The sequence below is a fragment of the Pseudomonas eutrophicaquae genome, assembly GCF_023544715.1.
In the GTDB taxonomy this organism is placed as follows: Bacteria; Pseudomonadota; Gammaproteobacteria; order Pseudomonadales; family Pseudomonadaceae; genus Geopseudomonas.
On the sequence record NZ_JAMJEZ010000002.1, the window covers coordinates 92,771 to 106,067 of the forward strand.

17 protein-coding genes are annotated in these 13,297 nt (G+C 69.2%); 10 read left to right on the forward strand and 7 right to left on the reverse strand.

What is annotated here, in order from left to right; genetic code table 11:
- The 6 genes from MXC11_RS01405 to folE2 form a co-directional block, all read right to left on the reverse strand.
- Positions 1 to 585, reverse strand: a complete 585-nt coding sequence (locus MXC11_RS01405; protein ID WP_250004189.1) for a 6-pyruvoyl trahydropterin synthase family protein — start codon at positions 583 to 585, stop codon at positions 1 to 3.
- Between the two features lie 64 nt (positions 586 to 649).
- Positions 650 to 895 (reverse strand): membrane protein insertion efficiency factor YidD, encoded by a 246-nt coding sequence (yidD, locus tag MXC11_RS01410; protein WP_250004191.1) that lies wholly within the window; start codon positions 893 to 895, stop codon positions 650 to 652.
- A gap of 160 nt (positions 896 to 1,055) precedes the next feature.
- A complete protein-coding gene (locus MXC11_RS01415; RefSeq protein WP_250004193.1) occupies positions 1,056 to 1,928 on the reverse strand; it encodes a metal ABC transporter solute-binding protein, Zn/Mn family in 873 nt (290 codons plus the stop codon).
- A 10-nt stretch (positions 1,929 to 1,938) separates the two neighbouring features.
- Positions 1,939 to 2,799: a metal ABC transporter permease gene (locus MXC11_RS01420; RefSeq protein ID WP_250004195.1), complete on the reverse strand. Its 861-nt coding sequence runs from the start codon at positions 2,797 to 2,799 to the stop codon at positions 1,939 to 1,941.
- Positions 2,799 to 3,464: a metal ABC transporter ATP-binding protein gene (locus MXC11_RS01425; protein ID WP_250004197.1), complete on the reverse strand. Its 666-nt coding sequence runs from the start codon at positions 3,462 to 3,464 to the stop codon at positions 2,799 to 2,801. The genes MXC11_RS01420 and MXC11_RS01425 overlap by 1 nt, the downstream gene beginning before the upstream one ends.
- Positions 3,461 to 4,360, reverse strand: coding sequence for a GTP cyclohydrolase FolE2 (gene folE2 / locus MXC11_RS01430; protein ID WP_250004199.1), 900 nt, complete (start codon positions 4,358 to 4,360; stop codon positions 3,461 to 3,463). The genes MXC11_RS01425 and folE2 overlap by 4 nt, the downstream gene beginning before the upstream one ends.
- 109 nt (positions 4,361 to 4,469) lie before the next feature.
- On the opposite strand from folE2, the gene zigA reads away from it, so the two are divergent.
- Together zigA and MXC11_RS01440 are read left to right on the forward strand one after the other, a co-directional pair.
- Complete coding sequence (zigA, locus tag MXC11_RS01435) at positions 4,470 to 5,690, forward strand: zinc metallochaperone GTPase ZigA (protein ID WP_250004201.1); 1,221 nt, start codon at positions 4,470 to 4,472, stop codon at positions 5,688 to 5,690.
- A gap of 203 nt (positions 5,691 to 5,893) precedes the next feature.
- A complete protein-coding gene (locus tag MXC11_RS01440; protein WP_250004203.1) occupies positions 5,894 to 6,862 on the forward strand; it encodes a CobW family GTP-binding protein in 969 nt (322 codons plus the stop codon).
- 212 nt (positions 6,863 to 7,074) lie between these two features.
- On the opposite strand, the gene MXC11_RS01445 is transcribed toward MXC11_RS01440, so the two are convergent.
- Entirely contained in the window at positions 7,075 to 8,052 is a 978-nt protein-coding gene (locus MXC11_RS01445) for a quinone oxidoreductase family protein (RefSeq protein ID WP_250004205.1), read from the reverse strand.
- A 138-nt stretch (positions 8,053 to 8,190) separates the two neighbouring features.
- Here MXC11_RS01445 and hemF point away from each other — a divergent pair, with 138 nt between their 5' ends.
- From hemF to MXC11_RS01485, 8 genes are read left to right on the forward strand one after another with little or no spacing between them, the layout of a single operon-like run.
- A complete protein-coding gene (hemF, locus tag MXC11_RS01450) occupies positions 8,191 to 9,111 on the forward strand; it encodes an oxygen-dependent coproporphyrinogen oxidase (protein WP_250004207.1) in 921 nt (306 codons plus the stop codon).
- Complete coding sequence (aroE, locus tag MXC11_RS01455; RefSeq protein WP_250004208.1) at positions 9,108 to 9,935, forward strand: shikimate dehydrogenase; 828 nt, start codon at positions 9,108 to 9,110, stop codon at positions 9,933 to 9,935. Before hemF ends, aroE begins: the two co-directional genes overlap by 4 nt.
- Positions 9,936 to 9,958: 23 nt before the next feature.
- Positions 9,959 to 11,368 (forward strand): F0F1 ATP synthase subunit beta, encoded by a 1,410-nt coding sequence (atpD, locus tag MXC11_RS01460; RefSeq protein ID WP_250004346.1) that lies wholly within the window; start codon positions 9,959 to 9,961, stop codon positions 11,366 to 11,368.
- Positions 11,361 to 11,801 carry a F0F1 ATP synthase subunit epsilon gene (locus MXC11_RS01465; RefSeq protein WP_250004209.1) on the forward strand — a complete coding sequence of 147 codons (441 nt, stop codon included), beginning with the start codon at positions 11,361 to 11,363 and terminating at the stop codon, positions 11,799 to 11,801. Before atpD ends, MXC11_RS01465 begins: the two co-directional genes overlap by 8 nt.
- Positions 11,798 to 12,082: an AtpZ/AtpI family protein gene (locus MXC11_RS01470; RefSeq protein WP_250004210.1), complete on the forward strand. Its 285-nt coding sequence runs from the start codon at positions 11,798 to 11,800 to the stop codon at positions 12,080 to 12,082. Before MXC11_RS01465 ends, MXC11_RS01470 begins: the two co-directional genes overlap by 4 nt.
- The gene (locus MXC11_RS01475) at positions 12,079 to 12,357 is read left to right on the forward strand and encodes an N-ATPase subunit AtpR (RefSeq protein WP_250004211.1); all 279 of its coding nucleotides are present in this window, start codon (positions 12,079 to 12,081) and stop codon (positions 12,355 to 12,357) included. Before MXC11_RS01470 ends, MXC11_RS01475 begins: the two co-directional genes overlap by 4 nt.
- Complete coding sequence (locus tag MXC11_RS01480; protein WP_250004212.1) at positions 12,354 to 13,052, forward strand: F0F1 ATP synthase subunit A; 699 nt, start codon at positions 12,354 to 12,356, stop codon at positions 13,050 to 13,052. Before MXC11_RS01475 ends, MXC11_RS01480 begins: the two co-directional genes overlap by 4 nt.
- Positions 13,045 to 13,293, forward strand: coding sequence for a F0F1 ATP synthase subunit C (locus MXC11_RS01485; protein ID WP_250004213.1), 249 nt, complete (start codon positions 13,045 to 13,047; stop codon positions 13,291 to 13,293). Before MXC11_RS01480 ends, MXC11_RS01485 begins: the two co-directional genes overlap by 8 nt.
- Positions 13,294 to 13,297: the final 4 nt, after the last annotated feature.

Consider the following 13,297-nt stretch of genomic DNA (forward strand, 5'->3'; position numbering starts at 1 on the left):
TCAGCGCTGGGCCGGCGGGTTGCGCCAGCGCTCGCCGGCCAGCAGGCGCTCGAACAGCTGCGGGTCCGACCATTCGGCGCAGATCGCCTCGGAGAAGCGAATCTCTGCCAGCTCGAAGGCGCCCATGCGTGGGCTGAAGGCATCCTCGCGAAAGCACTGCGCATAGCCGGTTTCGGTCTCATGGACGATCACCGAGTGCAGGCGCACATCCGCCTCACCGTTGACCATCTCGGTCTGCGCCAGCAGCGCATCGACCAGACGGAAGATCACCCGCGACAGCTGCTCGGCGCTTGGCGACACCGGCAGGGCGATCCAGCGCTCGGAAAAGCGCTGGCAGCTGGCGATGTACTCGGGATCGTCACCATCCCAGAAGCTCAGCGCGTGATCGAAGGCGTCGATCAGCTCACGCACGCCGCCCTTGAGCAGACCAAAGTCGTAGACCATCTGCCCGTGATCAAGGGCATGGGCCTCCAGCAGCAGTTCGACCCGGTAGGAGTGACCGTGTACGGAGCGGGCGCAGCGCCGGCTGGTGCAGCCGCGCACGATGTGGGCGTTCTCGAAGCGGAACAGTTTGCGGATCAGCATCGGGCCTCCTGGTGTGGCGAGTGCAACCGGCATGGGCCGCGGTCAGGGTGGATCGGCAACGCGCTCATCGGGGCGGCTCACGGTGGGTGTGGCAGGCACAGGGCGGTACCGGGTCATAGCCCGAGTCGCCCCACGGGTGGCAGCGGCCCAGCCGGCGCAGGGTCAGCCAGCCGCCGCGCAGCGCGCCGTGGCGCTGCAGCGCCTCGATGGCGTACTGCGAGCAGGTCGGCTGGAAACGGCAGCGCGGGCCGAGCAGCGGGCTGATGACGTATTGATAGACGCGCACCAGCGCGATCAGCAGGCGTTTCATGGTGGTGAGCTGGCGACCGTCAGACGGTCGCCCTCCGGTGAACGGGAAAGGAGGGTACACCCACCAGTATGACAGGCCAGCCCCGGCGACTCGACCCGCAACCCCTCGGCACCGGCGCTGGCCGGATGGGCGGTGGCGTGTGCCAGTGGCAACCCGGCCCTCACGGCTCCAGCACCTCAAGCAGCCGCTCGACGTTCTGCCGGTACATACCCAGATAGCGGCTGGCCGGTCCCCCGGCGGCCAGCGCGTCGGAGTACAGGGTGCTGCCGACCCGCGCGCCGGCCTCGGCAGCGATCTGCTCGATCAGCCGCGGATCGCGGATGTTCTCCACGAGCAGGGCGCGCACCTGTTCCTCGCGCAGCTGGCGGATCAGCGCGGCGATCTCGGCCGCCGACGGCTCGGCGGCGTCGCTGACGCCCTGGGCGGCGCGGAACTGCAGGTTCCACTCGCGGGCGAAGTAGCCGAAGGCATCGTGGCTGGTCAGCACCCGGCGGTGCTCGGCGGGCAGGGCGGCCAGGCGCGGGGCGATCTCGGCGCGCAGGGCGTGCAGCTGCGCCAGCCAGGCATCGCGGCGGGCGGCGTAGTCGGCGGCGTTGTCCGGGTCAATCTCGCTCAGGGCGCGGGCGATGTTGTGGGCATAGCGCTCGGCGTTGCCGAGGCTCTGCCAGGCGTGCGGATCGGCGATGCGCTGGCCGTCTTCCTCGACCTGCAGCGGTGGCACACCGGCACTGGCATCCAGGCGCCGACCGCGCGCTTCGCCACTGGCCCACAGGCGCTCCAGCCAGGGCTCAAAGCCCAGCCCGTTGGCGATCAGCAGGTCGGCGGCGAGGATCTGGCGCAGATCGCGCGGGCTTGGCTCGAATACATGGGCGTCGGCATCGGCGCCGACCAGATTGGTCAGCTCGATGTCATCGCCGCCGATCTCGCGGGTCAGATCCGCAAGGATGCTGAAGGTGGTGACCACCTGCGGCCGTTCGGCAGCGGACAGAGTCAGGGGTAGGCACAGGGCGAGCAGGGCAAACAGGCGACGCATGGCGCATTCCTTAGCAGGGCAGAGGGGGTGAGCTGCGGCGCAGCAGGCCGTGGACAGGCCCGAGGCAGACCGACAGCAGGTAAGCGATGCCAGCGAGCAGCACGATGCACGGCCCGCTCGGCAGGTTGGCGTAAAAGGACAGCAGCAGGCCGAGCCAGACGCACAGCGCACCCAGGCCTGCGGCCAGTCCAAGCAGCACCGGCAGACGCCGGCTCCAGAAGCGTGCCGCGGCGGCCGGCAGCACCAGCAGGCCAATCACCATCAGCGCGCCGATCGCGTGCAGGCCGGACACCAGATTGAGCACCACTAGGGCGAGGAACAGCCCGTAGGCCGGCGCGCCGCGGCGGCTGACGCTGCGCAGGAACACGGCATCCAGACTGTCCTGCACCAGCGGGCGGTAGATCAGCGCCAGCAGCGCCAGGCTAGCGACGGAGACGATCAGCATGCTGCGCAGGGTCGCCGCATCCACCGCCAGCGCCGAGCCAAACAGCAGGTGCAGCAGATCGATGCGCCGCCCAGCGAGGCCCAGCAGCAGCACCCCGGTGGCCAGCGAGATCGGGTAGATGGCGGCCAGACTGGCGTCTTCGCGCAGGCCCGTGCGCCGAGTCACCCAGGCCGCCAGCGCAGCCATGCCGAGGCCGGCGACCAGCCCGCCCGCCGCCAGCGCCGGCAGGCTCAGGCCGAACAGCCAGAAGGCCAGCGCCGCGCCGGGCAACACGCCGTGGGCGATGGCGTCGCCCATCAGGCTCATACGCCGCAGCATCAGGAACACCCCGAGCGGGGCGATGCTCAGCGCCAGCACCACGCCGCCGAGCAGCGCGCGGCGCAGGAAGGCAAATTCGGCAAAGGGTTGCCAGAGCACCTCGAGCATCAGGCCACCTGCGCCAGCGGCGCCGTCAGCAGCGCGCGGCTCGGCCCGTGGCGGCAGCCGTCGGCGTGGATCACCAGGCAGTCCGGCAGATGCTCGCGCGCGCCGGCCAGATCGTGGCAGACCACCAGCTGCGTGCAGCCACGGCGCTGAGCGTCGGCCAGCCGTTGCCAGAGCAGCTGCTGGCCAGCTTCATCAAGGGCGGCGACGGGCTCGTCGAGCAGCAGCAGCGGCGCCTCGGTCAGTTCCAGACGGGCCAGCAGGCCGCGCTGCAGCTCGCCGCCGGACAGCGCGATCAGCGGCCGCCCGGCTAGTTCGCTCAGGCCCCAGGCGGCCAGCACCGCATCGAGCCGCGCCCGTCGCGCGGCTCGCGGCAGGCGTGCGCGCCACAGGCCGGCGGCGACCAGTTCGGCCAGCTCGACGGGGAACTGGCGGTCGATGGCCGTCTGCTGCTGCAGATAGCCAATGGCGCCAAGGCCCGAGGCCGCGAGCTGCACACGCCCGGCCAGCGGTTTCTGCAACCCGGCAAGCACCCGCAGCAGGCTGCTTTTGCCACAGCCATTGGCACCGACCACCGCGGTCAGGCTGCCGGCCGCCAGGTGCAGGTCGAGCGGCGGGGTCAGCGGCCGCCCCGCCACACCCCATTGCAGGCCCGTGGTGCGGATCATGCCGACTCCTTGCTCCAGCGGCTTTCCGCCACCGCGTCGTGGGCGTGCAGGCTCTCGGCGTGCTCGACCCGCACGCTGAAGGCGTCCAGCAGCGGCAGCGCTCGCAGTGCATGGTGCAGACGCCGCGCGGCATCCTCGCAGAACATCAGGTTCTGCCCGTTGGCCAGGGCAAAGGCCTGCTCGTCGGCGCGCTTGACCGCGGTCTGCAGGGCGGTGCCGAGGGCCGCTTCGGCACTGTCGATCAGCGCGAGCAGCGGCAGTTCATGGCAGGTGGCATCGAGCTGCACGTCGAGGATCGCCCGGCTGCGCTGGCTATGGGGGGTGGCGAGGATGCCGGCGCTGCTGCCCAGCCAGTCGAGCACCGCCTCGGGCTGCAGTTCGCGGTCAGCAAAGTCGGCGGCAAAGCGCTGCTGGATCAGCTGGCGCGCCAGCGCGGCCGAGCAGGGGCAGGTCGAGGAGTAGCCGATTTCCACGCGCAGCCCGAGCTGCAGCGCACCACCGCGCACCCGGCGGGCCGAGATCTGCAGCGGGTAGCCCTTCCAGCCGGCCAGCGGGCTGACCAGCGCCGGACGCTTGAGCAGCAGCTCGCTGTGGATATCCAGATAGGCGCCTTCCGAGAGGTCGGCGTGGCTGGCGAGAAACTCATCGAGCAGCCGCGCCAGTAGCGCCGGAGTCAGCTCTTCGTGCTCCAGCGCCTCCAGCGCCAGGTACAGACGCGACATGTGGATGCCGCGCGCCGTGGGATCATCGAGGCTGACCGCCGCGCTGATGCGCGCCATCAACCGCTCCCCCTCCAGACGCAGCGGCTGGGCGATGCCGGCCATGCCGACCCGAGCCAGCGGCAGCAGGGCAGTGGAGGTTTGCGCGGCAATATCGGGCAGAAGCGGAGCATTCATCGGGCAGGGTCTCGGTGGGCAGAGGTCAGGTGTTATACTGTAACAACAATGCCGCTACAGACGGCAAGCCATCCTTCCCGTTATCGCCCGATTCGAGGTTTTCCCCGCGATGGACAATCGTCTTCCCGTCACCGTGCTGTCCGGCTTTCTGGGGGCCGGCAAGAGCACCCTGCTCAACCATGTGCTGAAAAACCGCGCCGGCCTGCGGGTGGCGGTGATCGTCAATGACATGAGCGAGCTGAACATCGATGGCAGCGCCGTGCAGCAGGGCGTCAGCCTGACCCGCGGCGAGGAAAAACTGGTGGAGATGAGCAACGGCTGCATCTGCTGCACCCTGCGCGAGGATCTGCTGGAGGAGGTGGCCCGCCTGGCCGGCGAGGGGCGCTTCGATTACCTGCTGATCGAGTCCACCGGCATTTCCGAGCCGCTGCCGGTGGCCGAAACCTTCACCTTCCGCGACGAAACCGGGCAGAGCCTCGCCGATCTGGCGCGCCTGGATACCATGGTCACCGTGGTGGACGGGGTGAACTTCCTGCGTGATCTGCACGAGGCCGAGGCGCTCAGCGAGCGCGGTGAGAGCCTGGGCGAGGACGATGAGCGCTCGATCACCGACCTGCTCACCGATCAGGTGGAGTTTGCCGATGTGATCCTGGTCAGCAAGATCGACCTGATCTCCAGCGCCGAGCGCGAGGAGCTGCTGGCCATCCTGCGCCGCCTCAATCCGCAGGCCGAGGTGCTGCCGATGGTGATGGGGCAGGTTCCGCTAGAGCGGATCCTCAATACCGGGCGTTTCGACTTCGAGCGCGCCGCCCAGGCGCCGGGCTGGCTGGCCGAGCTGCGCGGCGAGCATGTGCCGGAAACCGAGGAGTACGGCATCGCCTCCATCGCCTGGCGGGCGCGCCGGCCGCTGCATCCGCAGCGCTTCCATGACTTCCTGCACCGCGAATGGGACAACGGCCGCCTGCTGCGCTCCAAGGGCTACTTCTGGCTGGCCAGCCGCCCGGAGGAGGCCGGCAGCTGGTCGCAGGCCGGTGGCCTGATGCGCTACGGCTATGCCGGGCGCTGGTGGCACGCGGTGCAGCGCGCGCAGTGGCCGGCGGATGACGAAAGCCGCGCCGCCATCGAGGCCAAGTGGCAGGGCGAGCACGGCGATCGCCGCCAGGAGTTGGTGTTCATCGGCCAGCACATCGACTTCGCGCGCCTGCAGGCCGAGCTGGAAGCCTGCCTGCTCAGCGAGGCGGAAATGGCCCTGGGCGAGGCCGCCTGGCTGCAGCTGGAAGACCCCTTCGAGGTATGGACCGAAAGCCTCGAGGGCGAGGACGCCGCCTGAGCCGGGCCGCGCGGGCGGGTGGTGGCCGGTATCATCACAAACTTATCCACAGGATAGGTCTCTGGGCGATACCCCGCTGCGCAGTGGGGTGACAGGCGAACAGACCGCATCCATGCTGTGTATCCGGACGGTCACGGAGCATTTTCCACCGTCTGGACACACCCGCCACACAGATTGTTCACCAACTTATCCACAGGCAGGCCATGCTTTCGCAAATCCCGACCCACCTGATCGCCGGCCCCCTCGGCGCTGGCAAGACCACCCTGTTGCAGCAGCTGCTGGCGCAGCGCCCGACTACGGAGCGCTGGGCCATCCTGATCAACGAATTCGGGCAGATCGGCCTGGATGCCGCGCTGCTAAGCACCGACGAGGATGGCATCGCGCTGGGCGAGGTGGCGGGTGGCTGTCTGTGCTGCGTCAACGGGGCACCCTTTCAGGTCGGGCTGAGTCGCCTGCTGCGTCAGGGCCGGCAGGATCGGCTGTTCATCGAACCCTCGGGCCTTGGGCATCCGGCCGAGCTGCTGCAGCAGCTGCGCGCTGACCCTTGGCAGGACGTGCTGGCGGTACAGCCCAGCGTGGTGGTGCTGGATGCCGCCGCGCTGGCCCGCGGCCAGCCGCTGCCGGCCAGCCAGCAGGCGGCGCTCGGCGAGGCGGGTCTGCTGGTGCTCAACAAGAGTGCCACGCTTGATGGCACGGCCAAGGCGCTGCTCGCCGCCCAGCTGCCGGCCCGTCCGCTGCACTGGACCGAGCAGGGCCAGTTGCCGCTGGGCCTACTTCCGGGCATCGCCGCTCAGGCGCAGGCCAGCAGCGCGCCCGCGACGCTGCCCAGTGAGTCGCGCGCCGTGCTCGGCACGCTGTGGAGCGATCCGGCCCAGCCGATCTGCCAGCATCAGGCCGGCGAGGGCGGCTGGAGCATCGGCTGGCGCTGGCATCCAAGCCAGTGCCTCGACCGTCAGCGCCTCACCGATTGGCTGGCCAGCCTCGACTGGCGGCGCGCCAAGCTGGTGATCCACGGCGAAGACGGCGCCTGGTACAGCGCCAACGCCCTGGACGGCGCCCCCCTCGACTGGCGCACCAGCGAATGGCGCCGCGATTCGCGCCTTGAGCTGATCTTCGCCGAGCCACAGGACGTGGACGCTCTGCAGTCCGCGCTGGCGGCCTGCAGGGCCTGAGCCATCAGCAAAAGTAATAGTTCAGACAAAAAAAGACCCGGCATCGCTGCCGGGTCGAATCCGTGATTAGCCTGATGAGGAGATAACCAAGGGGTGACTGCCAGACCCTTGTCTATCACCGCTGATGCGATGATCAGCTGAATTAACGATATTGATTCTCAAATGAGATGTAAAGCCTTTTGAGAAAAATTTCACTCTCTTCCCTCACGACCTCACGGCAGCAGCACCGTTGCCCCAACGGTTTGACGCGCCTCCAGCGCACGGTGCGCCGCTGCGGTTTCCGCCAGCGGCCAGCGCTGGCCGATCTCGACCTGCAGCACATTGCGCTCCAGCAGCGCGAAGACCTCGGCGGCCATCGCCCGCAAACGCTCGGGGGTGTCGGCATAGCCGAACAGGGTCGGGCGGGTGACGAACAGCGAGCCCTTCTGGGCGAGGATGCCGAGGTTGACACCGCTGACCGGCCCCGAGGCATTGCCGTAGCTGACCAGGAGCCCGCGCTGCGCCACGCAGTCCAGCGACTGCTCCCAGGTGTCGCGGCCGACCGAATCGTAGACCACCGGGCATTTCTGCCCCTCGGTCAGCGCCAGCACCCGCTCCACCACATCCTCGCGGCTGCGATCAATCACCGCCCAGGCGCCCAGCTCGCGGGCGCGTTCGGCCTTTTCTGGCGAGCCGACCACCCCGATCAAACGCAGTCCCAGGTGCCGGGCCCACTGGCAGGCCAGGCTGCCGACCCCGCCGGCCGCGGCATGGAACAGCACCGTCTCACCGCCCTGCAGATGACCGATCTGGCGCAGCAGGTACTGCACGGTCATGCCCTTGAGCAGCACCGCGGCGGCTTCCTCGAAACTGATCATCGCAGGCAGCGTCACCAGGCAATCCGCCGGGACTACATGTACCTCGGCACAGGCGCCTTGCGGCCCGGTGGCATAGGCCACCCGATCCCCGACGCAAAACTCATGCACTTCACTGCCGATCGCCTCGACCACCCCGGCTGCCTCGCTGCCCAGCCCGCCGGGCAAGGCCGGCAGCGGGTAGAGGCCGCTGCGAAAATAGGTGTCGATGAAGTTCAGGCCGATCGCCCGGTTGCGCACCCGCACCTCGCGCGGGCCGGGTTCGGGCGGGGTGAAATCGGCGTACTCGAGCACCTCGGCGCCGCCGTGGCGGCTGATCTGGATACGTTTGGCCATGCCTTGCTCTCCCGGAAAAATAGCCCCGCCATGCAAACGCCCGCACGGCAGCGCGTCAAGCCTTGGTGGCGCGGGGCAGTGCTATGCTTGCCGCCTTGCCGCGCCCAACGGGCGCCCGATCCGCTGCCGAGGTGAACCGTGACCGACCGTATCGCCGCCGTGAAGGCCTACCTGCTCGACCTGCAAGACCGCATCTGCGCCGCCCTGGAAGCCGAGGATGGCAGCACACGCTTTCGCGAGGATGCCTGGGATCGCCCGGGCGGCGGTGGCGGGCGGACCCGGGTGCTCGAGAACGGCGCGCTGATCGAGAAGGGCGGGGTGAACTTCTCCCACGTGTTCGGCGATGCCCTGCCGCCATCGGCCAGCGCCCACCGCCCGGAACTGGCCGGGCGCAGTTTCCAGGCGCTTGGCGTGTCGCTGGTCATCCACCCGGAAAACCCCTACATCCCCACCTCCCACGCCAACGTGCGCTTCTTCAGCGCCGAGAAAGAGGGTGAGGAGCCGGTCTGGTGGTTCGGCGGCGGTTTCGATCTGACTCCCTATTACGCCAGCGAGGAAGACTGCATCGAGTGGCACCGCATCGCCCGCGCGGCCTGCGAGCCGTTCGGCGCCGACGTCTATCCGCGCTACAAGGCCTGGTGCGACCGCTACTTCCACCTCAAGCACCGTGGCGAGCCGCGCGGCATCGGCGGGCTGTTCTTCGATGACCTGAACGAGTGGGACTTCGACACCTGCTTCGCCTTCATGCGTGCGGTGGGCGATGCCTATCTCGAGGCCTACCTGCCGATCATCCAGCGCCGCAAGGCCACCCCGTTTGGCGCGCGCGAGCGTGAGTTCCAGGCGTTCCGCCGTGGCCGTTACGTCGAGTTCAACCTGGTGTTCGACCGCGGCACCCTGTTCGGTCTGCAGTCGGGCGGGCGCACCGAATCGATCCTTATGTCGCTGCCGCCGCTGGTGCGCTGGGGCTATGACTGGCAGCCGGAGCCGGGCAGCCCCGAGGCGCATCTGACCGAGTACGTGCTCAAGGATCGTGACTGGCTCGGGGAGGCCGGCCTGTGACCGACCGCTATGCCGTGTTCGGCAATCCCATCGCCCACAGCAAGTCGCCGCTGATCCACCGCCTGTTTGCCGCGCAGACTGGCGAGGCGCTCACCTATGAGGCCCTGCTGGCGCCGCTGGACGATTTCCCCGCCTTCGCCCGCGCCTTCTTCGCCGAGGGCCTGGGCGCCAACGTCACCGTGCCGTTCAAGGAAGAGGCCTTCCGCCTCGCCGATGCACTGACCGAGCGCGCGCGGCGCGCCGGGGCGGTCAATACCCTGAAGAAGCAGGCAGATGGCCGCCTGCTTGGCGACAACACCGACGGCGCCGGGCTGGTGCGTGATCTGACCGTCAATGCCGGCCTGTCCCTGCGTGGCCAGCGTATCCTGCTGCTCGGTGCCGGCGGTGCCGTGCGGGGCGTGCTGGAGCCGCTGCTGGCCGAACAGCCGGCCGAGCTGGTGATCGCCAACCGCACCGTGGAGAAGGCCGAGGCGCTGGCGCGGTTGTTCGCGGATCTGGGCCCGGTGGCCGCCAGCGGCTTCGACTGGATCGATGCCCCGGTCGATCTGATCATCAACGGCACCTCGGCCAGCCTCGCGGGCGAGCGGCCACCGATCGCCGCCAGCCTGATCCAGCCGGGTCACACCATCTGCTACGACATGATGTATGCCAAAACGCCCACCGCCTTTAACCACTGGGCGGCTGAGCAGGGCGCAGCCCGCACCCTCGACGGGCTGGGCATGCTGGTCGAACAGGCCGCCGAGGCCTTCTACCTCTGGCGCGGGGTGCGCCCGGACAGCGCGCCGGTGCTGGCCGAACTGCGCCGCCAGCTGGCCGAGGGCTGACAGAGGAGACGCCCGTGCCGGGGATTGCCGAAGGACGTGTCAGCGCCGTGCGTGGCGCGGTGCTCGATGTGTACTTTCCCGAGGCCTTGCCGGCACTCGGCGAGGCTTTGCGCGTGCAGTGCGAGGATGGCAGCCGCCTGCTCGCCGAGGTCCAGGCGCATCTGGACCCCCATCAGGTGCGCGCCATTGCTCTGGCCAGCACCGCAGGCCTGGCACGCGGGGTGGCGGTGCAGGCCCTGGGTGGCCCCCTGGAGGTGCCGGTCGGCGAAGCGCTGCTCGGGCGTCTGGTCGATGTCAGCGGCGCGCCGCGTGATCGTGGCCCGGCCTTGCCCGCCGATGTGCCGTGCCGGCCGATCAACCGCCCGGCCCCGCCCCTGGCCGCACAGGGGGTGACGCGCGAGCTGTTTTCCACCGGGATCAAGGTCATCGACCTGCTCACCCCGCTGGTGCAGGGTGGCAAGGCGGCGATGTTCGGCGGCGCCGGGGTCGGCAAGACCGTGCTGGTGATGGAGCTGATCCAGGCGATGGTCGAGCGCTACCGCGGCATTTCGGTGTTCGCCGGGGTCGGCGAGCGCTCCCGCGAAGGCCACGAAATGCTCAACGAGATGCGCGACTCCGGGGTCCTGGCAAACAGTGTGCTGGTCTATGGGCAGATGAACGAGCCGCCCGGCGCGCGCTGGCGGGTGCCGTTCAGCGCCCTGAGCATCGCCGAATATTTTCGCGATGAGCGCCGGCAGAACGTGCTGCTGCTGATCGACAACGTATTCCGTTTTGTCCAGGCCGGGGCCGAGGTGTCTGGCCTGCTAGGCCGCCTGCCGTCGCGAGTCGGCTACCAGCCGACTCTGGCCGACGAAGTGGCGGCGCTGCAGGAGCGCATCGTCTCGGTCGGCGGCGTGGCGGTGACCGCCATCGAGGCGGTCTACGTACCGGCCGATGACTTCACCGATCCGGCGGTGACCGCGCTGGCCGCCCACGTCGACAGCATGGTGGTGCTCTCGCGGCAGATGGCCGCGCAGGGCATGTACCCAGCGATTGACCCGATTGCCTCCTCCTCACCACTGCTCGATGCGCAGGTGGTCGGCGAGGTGCATCTGGCGGTGGCGACCGAGGTGCGCCGGGTGATCGAGCATTACCGCAGCCTGCAGGACGTGATTGCCCTGCTTGGCATCGAGGAGCTGGGGGTCGAGGATCGGCGCATCGTCGGCCGCGCCCGGCGCCTGCAGCGCTTCCTGACCCAGCCGTTCATCGTGACCGAGGCCTTTACCGGCATCCCCGGCCGCTCAGTGGCGCTGGCCGATACCCTGGCCGGCTGTCAGGCGATCCTCGCCGGCGAGTGCGATGACTGGCAGGAGCGCTCGCTGTACATGGTCGGCACCCTCGACGAGGCGCGCGCTCGCGAGCAGGCCGCGCGCCAGGCAGGCACCCATGACTGAGCCGCTGCGCCTACTGATCACCACCCCGCAGCGCATTCTGGTCGAATTGAGCGACGTGGTGGCGCTGCGCGGCGAGGATGCCAGCGGCGCCTTCGGCCTGCTGCCCGGGCATGTCGACTACCTCACCGTGCTGCAGCCCAGCGTGCTGCGCTGGCGCCGCGCCGGTGGCGAACTGGGTTTCTGCGCGGTGCGTGGCGGAGTGCTGAGCCTCACCGCGGGCCAGCTGCGCGTGGCCTGTCGCGAGGGTATCCTCGGTACACGCCTCGACGAGCTGGAAGCACGGGTGCGCGAGTCCCGCGAGGCGCAGGAAGAGCGTCTGCGTCAGGCGCGGGTCGAGCACCTGCGCCTGCACACCCAGGCGGTGCGCCAGCTGGTGCGCTACCTGCGCACCGAGGGCGAGACACCGTTCAGCCCAGAAGGAGATCTGCCATGAAGCCGGATGAGCAGCCCGATCGCCACCTGGATGACGCCGCCCGGCGGGCCGTGGCGCGCGAGACACAGGCCCGCGATGACCCGGAGCCGTCTCTCGGCCGGCGTCTGGGGCAGGTCGGCGTGCTTGGCTGGGTCATCGTCGGGCCGCTGCTGCTGGGCCTGTTCGTCGGCCGCGAGCTGGACCGCTGGCTGGACACCGGCGTGACCTTCTCCGCCGCGCTGCTGTGCGTCGGCGTCGGCGTCGGCCTGTGGGCGGCCTGGCGCTGGGTGCAGCGTCAATGACGGTATGGATCGCGCTGCCCCTGTTCGCCCAGCTAGGGGTAGGCCTGCTGGCCGGCGGCCTGATCGGTGCCGTGCATTTCGCCTCGCTGGCGCTCAACCTGCGCCTGTTCAGTAGCGGGCGCCTGCTGCCGGCACTGGCCCTGCAGCTCGTGCGGGTGGCCTCAAGCGTGGCGGCGCTGGTCGTAGTGAGCCGTTTCGGCCTGGCAGCGCTGCTCGCCGCCGCGCTCGGCCTGCTGCTGGCGAGGCAACTGAAAGTACGGAGAATGCGCCCATGATGACCTCACCGCTGGTCAGTCAGACCCTGTTCCACCTCGGCCCACTGCCGATCAGCCATGCGGTGGCGACGACCTGGCTGCTGATGCTGCTGCTGGCCGGTGGCAGCGCCCTGCTGACCCGTCGCCTGCGCCTGCGCCCCTCACGCCGCCAGGCGGCACTGGAGCTGCTGGTCGGCACCCTAGACGAGCAGATTCGCAGCACCCTGCAGACCGAGCCTGCGCGCTACCGGCCGCTGTTCGGCAGCCTGTTCCTGTTCATCCTCGCAGCCAACTGGGCCTCGCTGCTGCCGGGGCTGGAGCCGCCGACCGCCACTCTGGAGACCGACACCGCTCTGGCGCTGATCGTACTGGTCGCCAGCATCGGTTACGGGATCGCCAGTCAGGGTCTGCGCGGTTACCTGCGCACCTTCGCAGAACCAAGCTGGGTGATGATCCCGCTGAACATCGTCGAGCAGCTGACCCGCACTTTCTCGCTGATCGTGCGCCTGTTCGGCAACATCATGAGCGGCGTGTTCGTGGTGGGCCTGGCCCTGTCGCTGGCCGGCCTGCTGGTGCCGATCCCGTTCATGGCGCTGGACCTGCTCACCGGGGCGATCCAGGCCTACATCTTTAGCGTGCTGGCCATGGTGTTTGTCGCCGCCGCGATTCACGGCCACACCCCGCCCCCCTCAAGCAAGGAGTCATCCCATGGATAACCTGATCGAAGTGGTCAGCATCATCGCCGCGGCCATCGCGGTGAGCTTCGGCGCGATTGGCCCGGCGCTGGCCGAGGGCCGGGCCGTGGCTGCGGCGATGGACGCCATCGCCCGTCAGCCGGAAGCCGCCGGCAGCCTGTCGCGCACCCTGTTCGTTGGCCTCGCGATGATCGAAACCATGGCCATCTACTGTCTGGTGGTCGCGGTGCTGCTGCTGTTCGCCAATCCCTTCGTGCGCTGAGTGC